At 38.5% G+C, this 18,410-nt stretch carries 21 protein-coding genes; 14 read left to right on the top strand and 7 right to left on the bottom strand.

All coding sequences use genetic code 11. The annotated features are described in order from the left end of the window. The first annotated feature begins 189 nt into the window (after positions 1–189). From IMZ31_RS11025 to IMZ31_RS11015, 3 genes are all read left to right on the top strand, one after another. Positions 190–627 (top strand): cell wall hydrolase, encoded by a 438-nt coding sequence (locus tag IMZ31_RS11025; protein ID WP_207527428.1) that lies wholly within the window; start codon positions 190–192, stop codon positions 625–627. 66 nt (positions 628–693) lie between these two features. After that, positions 694–951 (top strand): hypothetical protein, encoded by a 258-nt coding sequence (locus tag IMZ31_RS24655; protein WP_207530375.1) that lies wholly within the window; start codon positions 694–696, stop codon positions 949–951. A 511-nt stretch (positions 952–1,462) separates the two neighbouring features. Continuing rightward, complete coding sequence (locus IMZ31_RS11015; RefSeq protein ID WP_207527427.1) at positions 1,463–2,278, top strand: alpha/beta fold hydrolase; 816 nt, start codon at positions 1,463–1,465, stop codon at positions 2,276–2,278. Between the two features lie 230 nt (positions 2,279–2,508). Here IMZ31_RS11015 and IMZ31_RS11010 read toward each other — a convergent pair whose 3' ends face one another. After that, complete coding sequence (locus tag IMZ31_RS11010) at positions 2,509–4,155, bottom strand: SLC13 family permease (RefSeq protein ID WP_207527426.1); 1,647 nt, start codon at positions 4,153–4,155, stop codon at positions 2,509–2,511. A gap of 182 nt (positions 4,156–4,337) precedes the next feature. Here IMZ31_RS11010 and IMZ31_RS11005 point away from each other — a divergent pair, with 182 nt between their 5' ends. Both IMZ31_RS11005 and IMZ31_RS11000 read left to right on the top strand, forming a co-directional pair. Further along, positions 4,338–4,850 carry an RNA polymerase sigma factor gene (locus IMZ31_RS11005; RefSeq protein ID WP_207527425.1) on the top strand — a complete coding sequence of 171 codons (513 nt, stop codon included), beginning with the start codon at positions 4,338–4,340 and terminating at the stop codon, positions 4,848–4,850. Then, a complete protein-coding gene (locus IMZ31_RS11000) occupies positions 4,834–5,829 on the top strand; it encodes a hypothetical protein (RefSeq protein ID WP_207527424.1) in 996 nt (331 codons plus the stop codon). The genes IMZ31_RS11005 and IMZ31_RS11000 overlap by 17 nt, the downstream gene beginning before the upstream one ends. Positions 5,830–6,028: 199 nt before the next feature. On the opposite strand, the gene IMZ31_RS10995 is transcribed toward IMZ31_RS11000, so the two are convergent. Further along, positions 6,029–6,853: a restriction endonuclease gene (locus IMZ31_RS10995; RefSeq protein ID WP_207527423.1), complete on the bottom strand. Its 825-nt coding sequence runs from the start codon at positions 6,851–6,853 to the stop codon at positions 6,029–6,031. A gap of 192 nt (positions 6,854–7,045) precedes the next feature. Here IMZ31_RS10995 and IMZ31_RS10990 point away from each other — a divergent pair, with 192 nt between their 5' ends. The 4 genes from IMZ31_RS10990 (at position 7,046) to IMZ31_RS10975 (ending at position 10,057) form a co-directional block, all read left to right on the top strand. Beyond that, on the top strand, positions 7,046–8,428 hold the full coding sequence (locus tag IMZ31_RS10990) for a DUF2254 domain-containing protein (protein WP_207527422.1): 1,383 nt from the start codon (positions 7,046–7,048) through the stop codon (positions 8,426–8,428). Between the two features lie 216 nt (positions 8,429–8,644). Then, on the top strand, positions 8,645–9,229 hold the full coding sequence (locus IMZ31_RS10985) for a hypothetical protein (protein WP_207527421.1): 585 nt from the start codon (positions 8,645–8,647) through the stop codon (positions 9,227–9,229). A gap of 35 nt (positions 9,230–9,264) precedes the next feature. Further along, positions 9,265–9,561, top strand: coding sequence for a hypothetical protein (locus IMZ31_RS10980; protein ID WP_207527420.1), 297 nt, complete (start codon positions 9,265–9,267; stop codon positions 9,559–9,561). 103 nt (positions 9,562–9,664) lie between these two features. Next, positions 9,665–10,057, top strand: coding sequence for a ferritin family protein (locus IMZ31_RS10975; RefSeq protein ID WP_207527419.1), 393 nt, complete (start codon positions 9,665–9,667; stop codon positions 10,055–10,057). A gap of 41 nt (positions 10,058–10,098) precedes the next feature. Here IMZ31_RS10975 and IMZ31_RS10970 read toward each other — a convergent pair whose 3' ends face one another. The 4 genes from IMZ31_RS10970 to IMZ31_RS10955 form a co-directional block, all read right to left on the bottom strand. Then, a complete protein-coding gene (locus tag IMZ31_RS10970; RefSeq protein ID WP_207527418.1) occupies positions 10,099–10,953 on the bottom strand; it encodes an STAS domain-containing protein in 855 nt (284 codons plus the stop codon). 210 nt (positions 10,954–11,163) lie between these two features. Further along, positions 11,164–11,781 (bottom strand): hypothetical protein, encoded by a 618-nt coding sequence (locus IMZ31_RS10965; protein WP_207527417.1) that lies wholly within the window; start codon positions 11,779–11,781, stop codon positions 11,164–11,166. Between the two features lie 93 nt (positions 11,782–11,874). Next, a complete protein-coding gene (locus IMZ31_RS10960; RefSeq protein WP_207527416.1) occupies positions 11,875–12,495 on the bottom strand; it encodes a hypothetical protein in 621 nt (206 codons plus the stop codon). A gap of 59 nt (positions 12,496–12,554) precedes the next feature. Then, entirely contained in the window at positions 12,555–13,805 is a 1,251-nt protein-coding gene (locus IMZ31_RS10955) for an MFS transporter (RefSeq protein WP_242705714.1), read from the bottom strand. 122 nt (positions 13,806–13,927) lie between these two features. On the opposite strand from IMZ31_RS10955, the gene IMZ31_RS10950 reads away from it, so the two are divergent. The 3 genes from IMZ31_RS10950 (at position 13,928) to IMZ31_RS10940 (ending at position 15,817) form a co-directional block, all read left to right on the top strand. Further along, positions 13,928–15,127: a helix-turn-helix domain-containing protein gene (locus IMZ31_RS10950; protein WP_207527414.1), complete on the top strand. Its 1,200-nt coding sequence runs from the start codon at positions 13,928–13,930 to the stop codon at positions 15,125–15,127. Between the two features lie 63 nt (positions 15,128–15,190). Next, positions 15,191–15,514 (top strand): hypothetical protein, encoded by a 324-nt coding sequence (locus IMZ31_RS10945; RefSeq protein ID WP_188655347.1) that lies wholly within the window; start codon positions 15,191–15,193, stop codon positions 15,512–15,514. Between the two features lie 132 nt (positions 15,515–15,646). Further along, positions 15,647–15,817 (top strand): hypothetical protein, encoded by a 171-nt coding sequence (locus tag IMZ31_RS10940; RefSeq protein ID WP_207527413.1) that lies wholly within the window; start codon positions 15,647–15,649, stop codon positions 15,815–15,817. Between the two features lie 26 nt (positions 15,818–15,843). Here IMZ31_RS10940 and IMZ31_RS10935 read toward each other — a convergent pair whose 3' ends face one another. After that, on the bottom strand, positions 15,844–16,596 hold the full coding sequence (locus IMZ31_RS10935) for a class I SAM-dependent methyltransferase (RefSeq protein WP_207527412.1): 753 nt from the start codon (positions 16,594–16,596) through the stop codon (positions 15,844–15,846). A gap of 221 nt (positions 16,597–16,817) precedes the next feature. Between IMZ31_RS10935 and IMZ31_RS10930 the strand changes: the two genes are divergently transcribed. Together IMZ31_RS10930 and IMZ31_RS10925 are read left to right on the top strand one after the other, a co-directional pair. Next, on the top strand, positions 16,818–17,732 hold the full coding sequence (locus IMZ31_RS10930) for a DMT family transporter (RefSeq protein WP_207527411.1): 915 nt from the start codon (positions 16,818–16,820) through the stop codon (positions 17,730–17,732). A 1-nt stretch (position 17,733) separates the two neighbouring features. Beyond that, positions 17,734–18,288: a cysteine dioxygenase gene (locus IMZ31_RS10925; protein WP_207527410.1), complete on the top strand. Its 555-nt coding sequence runs from the start codon at positions 17,734–17,736 to the stop codon at positions 18,286–18,288. Positions 18,289–18,410: the final 122 nt, after the last annotated feature.

Here is an 18,410-nt window from a genome sequence, read left to right as displayed (position 1 = left end):
TTTAGAAGAGAGATATTCATAACGGATATGTTTTGCAGGGCAAAATCTTTTAGATTTTGCCCTGTTTTTGAATAGCCAACAGAAAAGGGATAATAGGATAAGCTACACTTACATACTTATAAACAGTTGGGTTTCACCAACATTTAAACTACGAAAGAGATTCTTTAGACAAAATTGTGAGGTGAAAGTATGCCGAGAGTAAAATATACAGATTCAGACATTGCCTTAATGGCGAGAATGATGAGAGCGGAAGCAGTTAGTGAAGGAAAACAAGGAATGCTATATGTCGGTAATGTCATTGTAAACAGGACTGCATCAGATTGTTTAGATTTCAAAGACCTCAGAACCATCTCTGATGTTATTTATCAAGTTCAGGGGGGCAACTACTCTTTTGAAGCTGTGCAGAAGGGGAATCTTTTTTATAACAGAGCTAGATCTGCAGAAAAGAGATTAGCAGAGAAGAACTTGAAATTCTGGAGACAGTTCCCGGCAAAGTATTCGCTCTGGTATTTCAATCCTTCAGGCTCTTGTCCATCTACATGGTTTGGGCAGCCTTTTGCAGGACAATTTAAAAATCATTGCTATTATGAACCTCAGCCGAATACGTGTGCTAGTGTTTATCGCTAAGCTCCAATTGCGCTCATCCTTACAATTAGGATGAAGCGCTTTTTTTAATATAAGTAAACGTTATATCTGACTATTACATTATCGTATTGCGGTGAACGATTAGAACGTATTGATATAAAAGAACGAGATCATGAGCCAATCATTGGTTCAGTACTCAATTTCATGGGGAGTAGGAAAGATGGAAATTCTCTGTTGTTAATCGAACCAGGCAGAAGATGGATCTTCTCAGATAAAAAGGCAGAAGTTTACCCTTTAGATTTTCTTCTGGGAACAGGTGACTGGGTTGTTGTTAATGACCAACATGAATTAGAAGTTAATCCTTAGGAAAAGGCGTACCCTTTTAAATTACGTCTTTTATTTGAGGAATATTGATTGAATTCAGTCATTTAATTTGGAATAATGTGTACTATGTAATTTACTGTAAAAAAAGCATAATTGTAATTAGGATGATACTTCGTCGATAGCTTTGTAGTGGGCGTAGTATTATCCCATCTAGTCTATTATTCAACGTTTGAGAATAGTAGGTTAGAATACGAGATGTGTGTAACGGCAGAGAATCCAGTGCCCTTTCAATGGTTTTCCCAATCGATAAAAGGGAATAAGGAACTATGTCTTGCTTCAAGAAGTGGGCAACAAAAATATAGATTATTTTCCTGTTAACAAGGAGTTACTTGTAAAATTTATCTTATGCTGGATAATCCTTTTTCTAATTTCAATTGCCTAGAGAGCAAAATATCTGATAATGTATTTTTAAGGATAAAAAATCTCTTATGGTTAAATGATTGTTACATACAACTACAACAAGTTATAACGCGTATGAGGAAGGACTGTCGTTTTGTTAGAATATAAAGTAATAGGCCAAGACAGTAGTAAAGAATATGTTGTTCTTTTACACGGGATTGGAGGAAATTCAAGTATCTTCTTCCCGCAAATCAAGGAGTTTAGAAAGAATTTTAATATCATTGCTATTAATCTACCAGGACATAAGAATTCACCAAGTATCGATAGTTACACCGAGAATTTTTCATTTGAATTAGCTTCAATAGAAGTGTTAAGAGTATTGGATCACCTAAATGTAGAGAAAGCTCATTTCGTCGGAATATCCTTAGGTTCTGTGCTCATACACAACATTCTATCAATTGCTCCGGAACGGATGGAAACCGTTGTTCTTGGAGGTGCCATTACAAAAATTAATCCTTTATCAAGAGTCTTACTTACTCTTGGAGGGTTGTTGAAAAATATGGCACCTCATATGTGGATCTACTCTTTATTTGCCTATATATTAATGCCGAAAAATAGTCATAAGTCTTCAAGAGACGCCTTTATTAAAGAAGCTACAGAAATGGAACGAAAAGAGTTCCTAAGTTGGTACAGAATTCTTCACACGGTAGAACGAACATTTGAGAACGTTCAACAAGTAGCTTCTCATGTTCCTAAACTATATTTAACTGGAGAAGAGGACCATATGTTCAAGAGGTATATTAGTAAAGATGCAAAAGAGGCGGGGAACTCGACATTATTATTGATTCCTGGAAGTGGACATGTAGTGAATATTGATAAGCCTAAAGAGTTTAACAGTTGTGTGCTTTCATTCTTGAAGGAAAAAGGCGATATTAAAGAGCACGAGTTAAGGGACAGTTCTCTTACTTAATTCAAATGTCCAATCAAGTAATATTATTGTTATCTCGTGTACCTTATTAGAACATCGTAATATGGAACGTGTATGAAGAGATTGTTAAGATTTTCTTAATAATCTCTTTTTTGATTTATAAGATTTAAGAAAAATTCAAGAGCTTTATCCATCTGGACTATTGAATGATCAAGCCCCAGCTATTTATGAAGAGTATTAAAAAAGGACAGGGGGAGCCCCCTGCCCTTTTGTCATTCTTTCTTTAGCATCTCCGGAATTTCCGTAAGGTCTATTCCCCAGGCGATGGGGAGCCAGAAATAAACGGCAAGAGTTACAATAATAATACCTGTCAGGTTAAGTGCGAACCCTGCTTTTGCCATATCAGGTATACGTAAATAATTTGACCCGAAAACAACCGCGTTCGGTGGGGTCGCCACAGGTAGCATAAATGCAGATGAAGAAGCTACACCAGCAGCAATCATTACAGCATAAGGGTGCACGCCTAAGGCAACAGATAGAGATGCCATTATAGGATACATCATATTGGCTGTTGCTGTATTTGAAGTAATCTCGGTTAAGAAGATAACCATTGCAGAAACGACGAGAAGAACGACAAATATATGAATTCCTTGTAAAACAGTAAGTCGATTTCCGATCCACTCAGATAATCCAGATTCAATGAACCCTGTTGCTATGGCAAGTCCCCCGCCAAATAGTAATAGTATACCCCAGGGCAATTTTACCGCTGTGTTCCAGTCAAGAAGTCGATCACCCTTTGTAGTTCTTGAAGGGATTACAAAAAGAATAAAGGAGGCAGTTAATGCAATCATGGCGTCTCCGATATTCTCATTTACATACGGTTGTAAGAGAAAGGAACGGGTTACCCAAGAGAATGCGGCTAGTGTAAAGACGAGTAAGATCACTTTTTCTTCAAAAGATGCGTTACCAAGATCGTCTTTTTCATTTTTGATGACCTCACGTCCACCAGGAAGTTCACTGATCTTAGGAGGATAAGCGACTTTCACAAGGTAGAACCAGGCGATAAATATAAACACCCAGGCAATAGGGACCCCAAACAACATCCAACGAGCAAAGGAAATTTCAACTCCATATAGGTTGCTAATAGCAGCTGCAAAAGCTGTATTTGGCGGTGTTCCAATAAGTGTAGAAATACCTCCGATCGAAGCGGAATAAGCTATGCCAAGCATCAGGGCCTTTCCAAATCCGAAGTTCTCTTTAGATGTATCAATCGATTCGTCATCTTTTAGCTGTTCAGAAACTTGGTATATAATCGCGAGACCAATTGGCACCATCATCATTGCAGTTGCAGTGTTAGAAATCCACATCGATAAGAAACCTGTCGCGACCATAAATCCTAGAATGATTCGTCTCGTATTTGTTCCGATTGCTAATATGATTGTCAGTGCTATGCGTTTATGTAGGTTCCACTTCTCCATGGCAAGAGCAATCATAAAACCGCCCATAAATAAAAAGATTGTGTCATCACCATAAGATGAGGCTGTCTGGTCCATATTCAGACCGCCGGTTAATGGAAATAGCACAATGGGGATAAGGGAAGTAACCGGAATAGGTACGGCTTCAGTCATCCACCAGACAGCTACCCAAATAGTACTTGCTAATACAGCTTTTCCTTCATAAGAAAGTCCTTCAGGTTGAAAAAAGATAAAGGTAAGTGCAAATAACAGAGGGCCTGCAAACAGCCCGATTAACTGTGCTTTCTTAAAACTCCTTCCTCCACCATCATCTCCGCCAGAAGATTGTTGTGAGGAATGTTTTTTTGTAGAGGAGGCGTTTTCATCCGGTTTTGCAAAAAAACGCAACAAATCTTTAGCTTGCTCATGCTTCTCCCAAAGCCAAGTCCATCTTTGTGTAATCATGAAATCTCTCCTCTATAGCATAATGTTCGTTAGGAATTTCCCTTGTAGGGAAGTTGTAAAACTAGGAAATTAAATCGAAATTGTACTGGCTTTTGTATTAAACTATTAATTGGTTTACATAAAACTGTAAGATGGATAGATTCCATATCGTCTAATGGATAAAGAATAAAGGAGGAGGGAGTATGGTTCAGGAAAATCAGTTAAAAGAATGGTACGAATTATATAGTCAGCATGTGTATCAGTTTCTGGTGTATTACAACCGTACGGATGATGTAGACGACTTAGTTCAAGAAGTGTTTATTAGAGCGTGGAAACATGCCTCTTCATTTAAAGGAAAAGCTTCCCTAAAGACGTGGCTATTCTCAATTGCGAGAAACGTTTCAATTGATCGCTACAGAAAGAAAAAATGGGAAAGGTTGATAGATAGAGGAGAGAGTCATGAGGTTGGTTTGACTCCAGAAGAAATAGTATTAAATAAAGAAGAAGATCAGCGATTGTATGAAGCAATTAATAGTTTGAAGACAAAATATAGAGATGTCGTCATTTGTAGGGGGATCCTGGATTTAAGCACTAAAGAAACAGCCGATGTGTTGAAGTGGAGTACCGCTAAAGTGGATACAACGTTTCACAGGGCTAAAGAGAAATTAGCGTGCGTAATGAATGAAAGGGGGATTGAACATGCGCGATCACAATAATTTGAAAGATGAAATGAACAAGCTCCCACCTTTTGAGATGGATGTAAATAGAAAAGCCAGGAATTGGAAGATTATTCAATCTAAAACACAAAAAAGAAATCGTAATTGGTTTCTATACCCCTTATCCATTGTAGCTTTTCTCCTCATGATTAGTAGTGTAACGCTGCTACTAATGGAAGAAGGACCTTCTGCACCGGCTGAACGAGAATGGACAGCAACTCAAAAATACTTTGAAGGAGTGGAGCCAATTTATTCTGATTTCCACCTTTCCACTTCTCGCAACCTTCCGGACAAAAGAGTTGCTCTAGGCTATCTCTTCAATGCTTCAATATTTTATACACCTGAGTCTAAGAGGGTTAACCCCCTTGCTAATCATAAGGATGTTTCTGCTTATTTCCAATACACCGAAGAGGAAATGCGGAGTTTGGAGATAGAGCCTAAGCTAGAAACTTGGAAGTCTAACGTAAAGACAACATGGGTATTTTTAAGTTCAGCAGAACAACTAATCCAAGAACCAAAATTAAAGGAACAAATCTCTGATCTTATTACAAAAATTTCTTATATTCATAGCTCAAATCCTATCTCTGAAAACCTTGCAACGTATAGTGAAGTTAAGGAAGAGCTAGCAGGCATCGTCAGGGAAATTGATGTCACGGCAGAAGATACTTCTATTTATAAGGGGAAAAGTGAGAGCTTTGAGTTAACCATTCAGAAATTATCCGGGGAGGAACATTTAGCTATCCTTCGTGTTCTAGACATGGAAGCATGGAATGAGGAAGAAGCAGGCACAGTATCTTTGTCTTTAGTGGAGTCACATACTCCATTTTCAATAAAGGTTGTTGGGAGTGCAGGGTATAAAGGAGATCTGAAATTACCAGATTCATTAAAAGGACAAGAAGAAATCGAAGTTATTATAGATGGCAAAGAAACCATGCAGTTATCGAAAGTTAAAAGTCCATATAGAATGAAAGGAGACTAAGTCAGTAGAGACTTAGTCTCCTTTCATATGAAGGGAATTTTTTCATCAGTTTGAATATTTATGTTGAAATTCAGTTATTACTCTTTTCTACAATTTTTTACGCTTGTATAAGATAGTGAAAAGTAGGTGAGTTCAGTGACAATTGGGAAAGCATATATACGTATTGTTGAAGATCGATTTCGACGTGTATATTTCGAGCTTATTTGCTTGAACGTTTCTGTAATGTAAAAAGTCTTCTTTTCCTCCCTTTTTCCACTTCCTTTTTATATTGATCTAAAAGAATTTGCAATCCGTCTCGATCGATGAGGGTTACCCCATTTCGCTGTGCTGACTTTATGGCAGAACTAGAGTAAGTGCGATTTGTCAGAACCACCTTACGATCAGCTTTCCAATACCCTGCTCCTCCGATTACTTCATTTATTGCGTTAACTCCAACCTTCTTATCCCTCCCGTAGCACTTTGTTTGAATAGCTGTTTTTACTCTTTTTTTCACGGTTAGAATGTCGGCGCCGTAATCCCCTGTTGCAGGAGTAAGTTGAGTAGAATATCCGAGGCCTTCATAGAGTTTAGAGACAAATTGTTCAAACTCCGTCCCGCTCATCTGATCAATTTCACTCATGGCAAAAGCGTCATGCGTGGTTTTACTTTTGGAGAATAAAGTGTCGCTATACTTATGCATGAGCAACAGAGCTAAAGCAATGGAGAAGAGATAATACACTTCCCATGAGCTACTCGCTCCCATGGTAATCAAAGTTACAAAAAGGTATATGCTAAGCCTTAGTTTCTCAATTAAAGACCATGTGCGTATCCTTCTTGATCTTTTATAAGTCAGATGAAGGGCTAAGGCTTTAGCAATGTAAATATTCATGCCAAGAAGTAAGGCGCTTAAGATCCACCTCGTTTGTAAGTCTTCCTCGCTAATGCTGACACTTAGTAATAGCGCTATAAATATAAAGCAACTGATGATCAATCTTGATTGTAAAGCTGGACTAAGAATAGAACTCTTTCGTTTACGTTCGTTCATTCAATCACCCTTATTGATGTTATAGAGCTATCTTTTCCATTTATAGGATAGTTATAAGGGGATTTCAGCCAATTATATTACAATCTTCTATCATTATTTTACGGTTGTATGAATTTGTGGTTGGTACGGGTTAAATCCATTATGATGGGGAACGAGGGGAGAGTACTTTCTAAGAATGTGAGGGGATCCATCATGAGCCTTTTTGGTTACATTAAGAAATATGGTTCCATGTCAAGAAGACAGAGGAAAACAGAACTTAACTCTACTCTTTGGTTTATGCCTTTATGGTATATTGCTGGCGCTATTTTATTATCTATATTTACGTTTTATTTAGACTATATATTAGATGTCGGATCGTATTTACCTGTTGGACTAGGCTTTAGTGGAACAACACTTCAAGTGTTACTGAGTGCACTTGTTGGTGGGGTGTTGACACTAAGTGCTTTTACCATTAACTCATTGCTAGTTGCATTAACAACTTTTAGCGGTCAATTCTCCTCAAAGATGCTTGTGAACTTTGTGAGTGATAAAATGACCCAGCATGTGTTGGGGATTTTTAACGGTAGCTTTATCTATGTGTTATTAAACTTCCTATATGTCACGCATGAGAAGGAAGAATATATCTTTGCAACTCCAATCCTTTCGATCCTGACTGCGATTATTGCAGCATTAACATTTGTTTACTTTATTAATCATACGACAACGTGGATGCAGGTACACAATATTAGTTTTAATATGAATAAGAAATCAAAATCTGTCCAGGAATCACTCATAAAAGAAGAGGAACCTTTCATACTCGATTATGAGGATGGTCGTGTTCAGAAATTACCCGATGAAGAAGGGAATACCATGCTTGCCCCTAAAACAGGGTATGTACAGCTTGCTGATATTGCACAAATTGTCCAAGAAGCAGAACGTGATGGGGCTACTGTAAAGCTTGAGGCTGGCATTGGAGAGTTTGTCCTGAGCGAGGCTCCATTACTGACAATATGGTCAAAAAGTAACGTAATCAATGATGAGAAGTATTTAGGTTTCATTGAGATAGGTGAAAAGCAAACTGAAATTCAGGATCTTGAGTACGGTGTAAATAAGCTTGCTGAAGTGGCCATTAAAGCGATCGGTAACAATGATCCTTTAACTGTATCAAACACGTTGCATCAAATAACAGATTTATTGAAAAGCATTGGGAAACAATCGAATTTCTCCCCATACCTGGGAGACAGAGAGGGGAACCTTCGATTTATACTCGATCAGAAAGATTTCAGCTTTTACCTTCATAAAGGGTTTGCTCATGTGCGGGAGTACGCGAACAACAACACGGCTATCTTATCAGAGATATTAAGGATGACGGCTTTACTTGCAAAGGTGTTACCTGATAAATTGCATAAGGACCTCTGGGAGTTCGCATACGAAACCGTGTTAGGGCTTCAAGACTGTCAACTTCACAGGCAGGATTGTTATACGTTACTTGATCCCCTGTATAAGATTTCAAGAGACACGGGGGAGGTTGGTGCTTTCCAATCCGTGAAAGAAAATCTCTTGTGCACTATTCGTGTGGATCCACAATTTGGCTAGATATTTCGAAGAGACGTTACTCCATTTATGGGTAGCGTCTTTTTTAATTTGACTAGGTTAACATTTTAAGAGGAGATTTTTGTTGTTCAAGATTTTTTTCCAATAATATGGTAAAATGAGCATTGAATTTTGAATGTCTCCTTTAAAAGGGTGAAGTAGATGTTGCAGAGGCGACCATAAATTAGAATCATACTATCGTGGAGGAGGAACAAGCTTTTGAAAGCATACATAGGAGTGTTAGCGACTGCTCTACTAGTTGGATGTCAAAGTGAAGCTGCCACGCTCAACACAGATCATTTAAAGGTTTATCAGGATGCACATGATACAGGTGAAGAACAGCCTACAATGTATAAAGCGAACTCAGTAGAAGAGGCCCTCGAGTCTCTTCCATTTCAATTGAGGATCCCCACTGATTTACCAGAAACCTATGGTTCGTTCGATAGTGTTCTTATTAGCGACTTTAAAGACCCGGAAGACAAACAAGATATCGGTATATCCCTCACAGCTTTTACAGAAGGAAGAGATAAAAAGAGTATCGCGATTTTTGCTGCAGATTTTGAACTAGTAGATTTTGAGCAACTTATCCAACATAGTAAGGAGATTAAGCTTTCAAATGGACAAAAGGTTTTTTACTCAGCATCTTCTAATAAAGAGGGGGAGGGTTTTCAATCTCCGAGTGTATACTGGATAGAAGATGGTGTTCTACATGAAATATCCCATGCAGGAGTAGGAGACAACTCCGAACAGGTCAAAGAATTACTGATGGACCTAGTAAGTCAAATGGTCCGAGGGTACAAATAAAAAATTACCTGAGCCAAGTCAAAAGGGGTGAGTTGTTGAATACTTTAAATAGAAAACTGTTCTTCACAATAGTAGGAGGTACAGTCGGTACATTACTTGTAGGTTATCTAGCAATGACCCTAATCGTACAAGCGAAATTCCAGAGTGTGAAGTCGGAAGTACTCGATCATAACCCTGAAATCACTTCGATTGAAAGCATTAATAGATTAGGAGGATGGGGAGAGTTTTTCAGAGAATATGTGCTAATTGTTAAGAAAGGCCCTGAGACTGAATATAGAATTTGGACATATGGGAGTGGAAAGATCACGAGTGAAGAGGTTTTAATAGACTAAATCCGAGTTGTATTATTTAAAGATGAAGAAAATAGGAATAATAATCGATAGTTTATCATCCATATAATAGGGGAATAAAAATAGATAAACAGAGGTGATCGATATGAATAATCTTGTACCGAATAGAGGGAGCGACTTGCTGCCGGAAGAAATTGAAATCGTGAATAATTATTTAGCTGATTTGTTTGTTGTAAGAGGGAAGTTGGATACCTTTAAAATAGGAGATGAACAACAACTTCCATATGAAGAGCTAAAGGATTATGTATCTGATGAAATGGAGTTGCTATCAGAGCGGTTGAAACGTAATGGCAACGATCCTGTAGGATCATCTGAAACCGTGTTCCAACGTTCAACTATTGAAGTAAATGAATCCTTTTTATGGGAAGATTTAAGCACGCTTGCAAAAGAACTGCGTGAAAAGGATTTAGGTCTACTAAATGATGCAATTGAAGTGTACGAAGATTATAGTGAACGGTTGCGAACATTAGAGGTGTAAAGCAAAAATCCCACATGAACATAGCATGTGGGATTTTTTGCTTATTTTTCTTGTAAATAAAAACCGATATATTCAAGTGCTCCTTCTAGGTTCTGGACGGTCTTTGCCTTTAGGTCTTGAATATGCTGACTACTGATATTATGAAGTGCAGCTTCAGGTGTAATCCCTGTAATAATCGTTTCTGCGCCAATTAATTGGAGCGACTGGACAAGTTTCACAAGTAAGGTCGGAAATACGTCATCTATAATGACGAGTCCGGATAAATCAATAATAATGTAATCGATTTGATTCTCAGAAGTATGTCGCAATACTGTGTCCATAATTTTGTCGGCACGATCATCATCAATTACTCCTTGGAGCGTTAGAATTGATACTCCGTTCGTAATTGGAAGGATAGGGACGTTTAGAAAACCCATATTAAACTTGGTTTGGTCGAGTTCAATAATATGTGAGAGTAGATCAGCCATAGACTTTAAGTATTCTACATCCTCGTCGCTAAATACTTTTTCTTCCCTGTCCATTACACATAACGTTCCAAATACTGTCCCATCAGTGTCTGTAAGGGTAACACCTAAGTAGCCTTTCACCCCCAGTTCTGGAGTGACAGCTAAATCCCTGGTCACAGGGTACTCATTGACATCTGGTGTGTGCATCTCATTGTTTTTATTGTTAATGATATGTCGGCAATAACTGCCACCATACTCTACTTCGTACCCCTCTGGGATGATTTCCTCATCTTTGTTAAAAGAGCTAAGTACAGTCATTGCAGTTTCTCCGCGTTTGGCTACGTAAGCTGTATTAACATTTAAACGGGTGCTAATCATATTGAACATCTTCTTAGAGGCGGTTTTCAAAGATTGAAAGTCCGTTGAGTTTAAGTTGTACTCTTTTCCCATTAGTTGGTTTCCTCCTCTATAGGTGAAAAAATCACCTATCCTTCCATTGTAAGGGTCACCATCCTATGAAGTAAAACAAAGAATATGTACTAGAAAAAGGATTCATTGACACATCTACGAAAAGAAGGGGATATAAGCATAAATTTGTATGGTTGTGTGTAGCCTCTTCACATGAATTGAAGTGTTAACGATGTAGCACCCTTGAACCTTTTACATGTTGTTTAATTGAATGGAAAGCATACTGCCGAACTTTTGAATGAGCATTTTTTTCTGTTCTGAAGTGATGTGATCGATGAGGAGTTCTAAACGATTATTTTCCATATCATAGCGTATTTGGTAATTGTTTTCTTTGTCTTCAATTAGTGTATCTGTTTCTTCGTAAACCATAGGTACTTTGCTCATAAGTGTATTCATAGAATAATTAACGGTTTTCCATTGAACAGTCTCATGAGGAAGGGTTTCTAACACTTTCTTTTTAAATTCTTGGGCATGATTCTGTTGTTCAATGAGTCCAATTACAATTTTTTGTTGTTCTCGATCGAGATATGTAATTCCGTACTCGTTTATACCGTTTTCATCGCCAAACATCTCCTGTTGAAGATCTGCTAATGTATGAGTATAAAGATATTGAAGATCGTTCGTTTGTTTGATCTGGTTATTGTATTGAAATTCATTCAGAGAAGTAGAGAGGGTGTTTTCGGTTTGTTCTGGAATCTCGAGTTGTGAGTGGTTTTTTGAAGCATCACTTACGATATTTCCTGTCACTCCCCAAGCGCTAAGCAGCAAACCTATTGAAAGCGCCCCTTTGTAAATATGTTTAGATTTCATTAGATATAAGTCCCCTTGTAAGTCGGTTCAGTAGGTTAGACGAACGGTGGGAAGGGGAAGTTTCAGATAAAGGCAAAGAGATATGTTTATGTATTAGATGCCAAGTTCTCGCTCGAAAGTCTTATGTAACGTATAGTATTGAAGTCCTTTCGAGTTCTTTTTGGCCTCTTCCGCATAAAGGATTGCTTCATCTAAATGACCTGCCAACCTCTCACGTTCTGCCATCAGAGCATTTTTCATCCACGTGGTTTTAGTCTCATCAATTATACGATTAGCCTGTGCCAGATCTCCCTCTTCGAGACGTATAAAACCTTCATAATACGCGCGATAAGCAGGTGCTGTAATATAACTCAGCTCTTCATTAGCAGCTTCTAGATCTTTAAAGTGAAGGGCTTCGCCAATTTTGTAAAGGGCTTGACGTGAACGATGCTTTGATTTTGAGACTAGTTTTTCTGTAGTTGATTGAATTTCCTCGTCTAGCCCATTGGCGAGAGCATATACCGTATAAAAGGTAAGGTTTTTCTTATTCTTTAACAGAAAGCGTTCGATTTTGAGTATATTCTTCTCCCATAACAAAATGTTAAGAGTCGGGAAGATCGCAAAGACTACCAGGAGCACCCCGAAGAGAGCAATAAGCCATAGGTTTGTAATCTCAAAATAGTAAAGAAAGAAAAATCCTATTGCACTTACTATAAATGTAGGTAAGCTTTGCAAAACAATCCCCCATTTCTTGGGTTTATTATAGCATGGAAAAAGGTGGAGTGGGGCGCCTTTTATGTTTTAGTTGCAGAAGAGAATTCGATAGGGTGGGTTCTGATCTGTTTTTCATTTAAAAGAAGTAATGTGAAAGCAATCATACACAAACTTGATGGAATAATGCTCCATACAGCACCAAACCTATCTAAGGCAAATCCATAAGCCATCATCCCAAGAGGAGATAAACCCTGCGCCATCATCTCCATAATGCCAAACACTCTCCCTTTTACGTTTTCTTCAATGACCCTCTGCAATAGTAAACCAAGAGGGGTGTTAATAAAAGATATAGATAAACCATAGAAAAGCCCCATTATAATATAAAAGCTCACGTTTGCCGTGTAATTAAGCGAAATGATCATCGGTAAAGTGGTCAGTGCCATTAGAAAGCTTGCTACAATTATTCCCCATTTTGTTAATCGAAGAGGGTTACGAAAAGTCTTTCGAATAGAAAAGTATACTGAAGCTAGAAGCATACCGCTCGCAAATGTCCCTTCTATAATTCCGAAATGACCAGGTTGGATATCAAGTCGTTCAACCGCCATATAGGGTAGACCAATAACCAGAGCTACAGCGAAGAAATTTATAAGTAAAGACACAAGAAATAAATTTAAGAGTGTTGGATTATTCTTTACGTATTGCATTCCTTGTATAAGAGAGGTGGTTAAAGTTGAAGACTTGGAGAGAATGTGTTTTCTGTAAAGGGAGAAATTCATAGTAGATTGTAATAAGATTGAAAGGATATAGCATGAAATGTAAATGAATAAGAATGTTCGCATGGAAACTAAGCCAAATAAGGCTCCTCCCACAATAGGTCCTCCTATTGTCGACAAAGAGATGGATGCTTGTTGTAAGGCCATGGCCTTTTGAATTCTTTCTTGATCAAATAGTTGAGTGATCGCTGAAGTAAGAGTGACGCTATTAAAGGTTGAACAAAGAGAGAGTAATGTCGTAGCTGTATAGATGGCATAGATATTGAGGTCAGAAATAAACGTAAAAATTAATAAGCCTGTGACAATTAGTGTTGCCCCTCCTTGAGAGAAGAGGACGATTTTCTTTTTTGATAGTCGATCAGCAAGCGTTCCGGCAAGTGGTGCTAGGATTGCTCTTGGGAGAGTATGACAAACCAAATTGACGGCAAATCCAATGGCTGAACCTGTTGCTGTTAAGATATACAAGCTAATTCCAAACCCATACACACTGCTTCCAAAAGATGATAGAAGCTTACTGAATGCAAATGCCCATAAATGGTAGGTTACACGTTTATTCACGTCCAATAGAATCGCTCCTCCAAACAATAAGTTTAATTAAATTAAACAAATCGTAACATAGAACGTTCTTCCAATAAAGGGAAAAGTTTAATATAATTAAACATATTGAGGGGGTTAATCGTATGGGATCCTTAGGAGCACGTATTAAAACGCTTAGAAAGAAGAAAAAGTTAACGTTACAAGGATTAGCTGGTGAGCATATGACTAAAGGGATGGTTAGCTTAATTGAAAATGATAAAGCCAAGCCTTCAATGGAAAGTCTCCATTACATTGCAGAGCAACTAGATGTAACTGTAAACGAGTTACTTGAGGAAGTCAGCATAACAGAGATACGTGAGCTTCTAGCTACTATTGAAACTTACTTTAAAGAAGGAAATGATGAGGAAGTCATAAAATGTGTTTCTCTCGTTCAAACCGAGCACTTACCCTTGTCCTATGAGTCAGCAAAAGTCTTAGAACTCTACGGTAAAAGCTTATATAAAACAGGTGCTACAAACTGGGAAAATTATTTAGATCTTGCCGATCATCAGTATATGACATTAGCCCTTTATGAAAAGTCGGCTACTATTACTTTACTTCAATCATGGAGTAAAATGGAATGTGGGCGATATGAAGAATCCCTTCATTTATTAAGGGAAAAGCATGCGGTAATTCAATCAAATGGGGCGGAACTTGAAACGTTAACCTTTCTGAAATACCAGACTCATGAAGCTTCTTTACTCTTTGCAATTGGCCAGAACAAAGAAGCAGAGGAAGTTCTGCACTCTGCGATATCGTATTCAAGAACAACAAAGGTCTTTTATCAAATTGAAGAATTGTACAGAATCGCTTGTCTTTATTCGATTATGATGCGAAATAATGAGGAAGTATCGTATTTTTTAGAAAAGCTTGATTTATACAGCAAGTTTGTAGATAGTACAGACGCAAAAGCAGCGGTTCTATTATTGCGGTCCCATTATCATAATGAAGCTACGGGAGAATACGAAGAAGCGATCCAAAACATTGAGGCTTTTAAAGACATAACAGGAGGTTCAGTGAATTCGTATTATGTAATGGAAAAGGGGAAAGCTCTATATCATATGGGTGATATAGAGGGAGCGTTAGAGTTGTTGAATGAATTTACAATTATTCCAGAATGGGTGCACCCATTTGATCGGTCCATGATTCACCAAGTGAAAGCCTATCAAGCTCTCTGTCTTAAGGATTTAGGAAAGTGGGAAAAGGGTAAGATGTATGCAAAAGAAGCTTACGAAGGGGTCAAACAATTACCTGAAACCCCTTACCAGGCATTTGTGTACGAAACTTTAAATCAATTTTTATAAAAAATGGTCAACAGACTTGTTCTGTGATTAAATAGAAACGAGAAAGCAGAAGGAGGAAACGCCGTGAAGAAAAAATTAATCACGACTATTATTGTCAGCATCATTGTAATCACGGGATTATCGTTTTACTTGAATACGAAAATTGCCCATCACGAGACGCTACATGATGTTAAAGTTATTGAAAAACATGATAAAGAGATGGAAAAGTCCCATAAGTACATAATCAAGGTAGAAGGCATGGAGAAAGAATTAAAATTTAAGGACAAAATGACCTGGAACCTTGTTGAAGTCGGAGAGACCTATGATATTGAATATGAATATTCAAAAGCTCATCCTCCCACAGTTAAAGCTATTGGTGATCTTGAAGGCCATGGTGGCGGACATTAATACAATCATTTTCTTAGAAGGTCCTATTTCGAAATGAGATGGGATCTTTTTTTTATAGTTTGATTAAGGGAACGGAAAAATGTATGTGGTACAATTTAGGAGGGTAATGCAAGGTGAATGGAGGGTAAGAATTTGCTAAAAAAACTTATCATTTTATATTGCATCATTATGAATACTGTTTTCGTATTAGGGGCTGTAGATATTCTTTCGTTTTGGGAAGCGGCTGTAGCCTTTATCGTACCTACCCTTATATTTATTGTATATATAGAAATAGGTCATACAAAAGAAAGGAGTATGAAATAATCGGTTATTTCATACTCCTTAATTCTTTAAGGTCTGCTCTTCACCAAGCAAGCTGTGTAAGACATGGCTTGGTGGAGTGGTACTCTTTCCTCGTATTCCCCTTTATCGTAATCCATAGCCCCACCTGGTATAGAGTGATCCAGTAGGAGAGTGCATTTCGTAAGGAGAAGTTCAAGATCTGCTGGGGAGTAGCAACGAAGCGACTGAGTCACAGCTTGGCTTTCGTCGTTAACTGACCACCAAGTGTCAATCATTCGACAGTGATAAGGATCAAAGTCATACTGTCTCATAATGTCATCAAAGCTCATTTCTATTCCGGCAGCATTTGCCCAATACCAGGGAGTGTAGCAATCAATGATCGCTTGGCTATCAGGACTTAACCATTCTTCTATTAGGTGTAGGAGTTTCGTTTGGTCCTCATCTGATCCGACGCCGAAGCCGTCCCAATAGCAAATACAGTCAAAAGGATGATTAAACTCTGCTTCATAGAAATCCCCTTCTATGATGTGAATACTATCTTCAACTCCATGCTCTGTAGCCAAGGCTTTCATCCTCACTACCGCTTTTGGAACAAGTTCAATAACAGTTACGTCGTATCCTCGTTTGGCTGCAGCAACAGCAAACTGACCTGTCCCTCCACCTAATTCGAGGAGGTTGCGGGGCTTTTCCTCCAATAGATCCTCCATCTTATCAACCAAGTCATCCCGTAGTATCTGGTTCAAGGGGTTATTTGTTAACAGTTCATACTGCCTATTATAAAATTCTTTAACCCATTCCATGTGTAAGTCCTCCTTTTAATAAATGGATGTTGGATGAGAACTTCACAAAGATCAATAGTAAAAGAGCACATTCATCCTCCTAATTTTCCGACAATTCTATTTCTATTGTAGGTTAACAACCATATCTTCTCAATAAAAATTTCCAAATGATTCTTTCATGAACCCTCTGGACAGGCATAGGATGAAAGAAAGAAGATTTTTCGAAGTGGGGAGCGTCGTTTATGCCATCGAAAATTGCTGCCTCTTTCTATGCGACTTTATCCATTACGTTTTGGGGCATTTCTTTTGTCTCGACAAAGGCTGTTTTAGATAAACTTGATCCTTACACGGTACTGGTCATTCGATTTGGGATCGGGGCCATCTTCCTTTTATGTGTGCTGCTTGCTATGAGATATCCTATGAAATTACTTCTCAAATATATACCATCTCTAATTGTACTCGGAATATTAGGGGTATTCGTTCACCAAATCATTCAAGCAACAGCGCTATTAACGATTGATGCTTCTCATGCAGGCTGGATGATTTCGTTTTCTCCTGTGTTTACTGTTTTCTTATCCATGATTTTTCTACACGAGAAAGTAACCCTTTCTAGAGCTGTTGGTATAGGAACAGCTATAGCCGGAGTCATTTTGATTACGACCTCAAGAAGTGGCCAGGGGGTCGCATTTGCCATCGATATCGGATATCTCCTCATGCTTCTTAGTACATTTAACTGGGCGATATATGGAATTTTGCTAAAGCGTTTATCCATCCCTTTGCCATCACTCGTCATTACGTTCTATATGAGTGCATTGTCTTTCTTTCTCACATTACCCATTCTTGTGAAGAATCAAGGGTGGAAGAGTTTACCAACTTTGTCTGCCACAGAGTGGGGACACCTTATTTTTCTAGGGGTGTTCGTCTCAGGCATTGCCTATTGGTATTGGGGCAAAGCACATGAAGTGCTGGAAGCCTCTCAAGCTTCTGCTTTTATGTACTTAGAACCACTGGCTACGTTGCTGGCAGCTGTCTTGCTTCTTAATGAGAAAATCTTTTTTCAAAGTGTAGTGGGTGGCGTCATTATTATCATTGGTGTCGTTTTTGTAAATGGTCAGGTGTGGAATCTTATCGGATTACTTAGAAAGAGGAGGACTTAATATGGAATGGAAAGATCGATTAGAAAATGTACTTGGAACACTAAAATCACCTTCAAAAGAAGATTTAAGGCATGCTCTCAGCCAGCTTAATACAAAAGTCGAAGATGTAGAAGAACAACTTAGGGATCCTGAAGGGAAGCCTTATTACAGGAAGGTATTGTTTCATAACAAAGAGGTGGAACTGCTCGTGATGAACTGGTCAAACCTTGAATGCGCCCCTCATGACCACGGCAACTCGTATGGGTGGATACATGTACTGAACGGTACGACTAAGCACACGATTTTTGAGGTAGAAGACGGACGAATTCCACGTGCCTTATTTGAAGAACACAAAGAGAAGGGGCAGTTTCTATTCGCTCCTGTAAAAGGGGTTCATACAATGAGAGATGATAAGGGGAGCGGGTTAATTACTTTACACCTTTACGCTCCTCCAATAAAAGACATGATGGTGTATGACTTAGAGGCGTGCGCGGCTTGTGTGGTCTCAGAAGATTGCGGGGCCTGGTGGCCGCAGGATTTGCGGCAACGTGTAAAAGAATTAAAGTTAAAGGCTTGAGGATCTTTCCTCAAGCCTTTTCGTTAGCTCGGGTCGATCAGTCAACATCGATTCGCCAGGACTCATCGTGTTTCCTTGATCTCTACTCGGGCTCAGTCCAGTCTATACGTTGCTAAACGGGC

This window comes from Pontibacillus sp. ALD_SL1 (assembly GCF_017355605.1).
The sequence above is the reverse complement of the archived record's forward strand: the minus strand, read 5'-3'. Positions and strand labels throughout refer to the sequence as shown.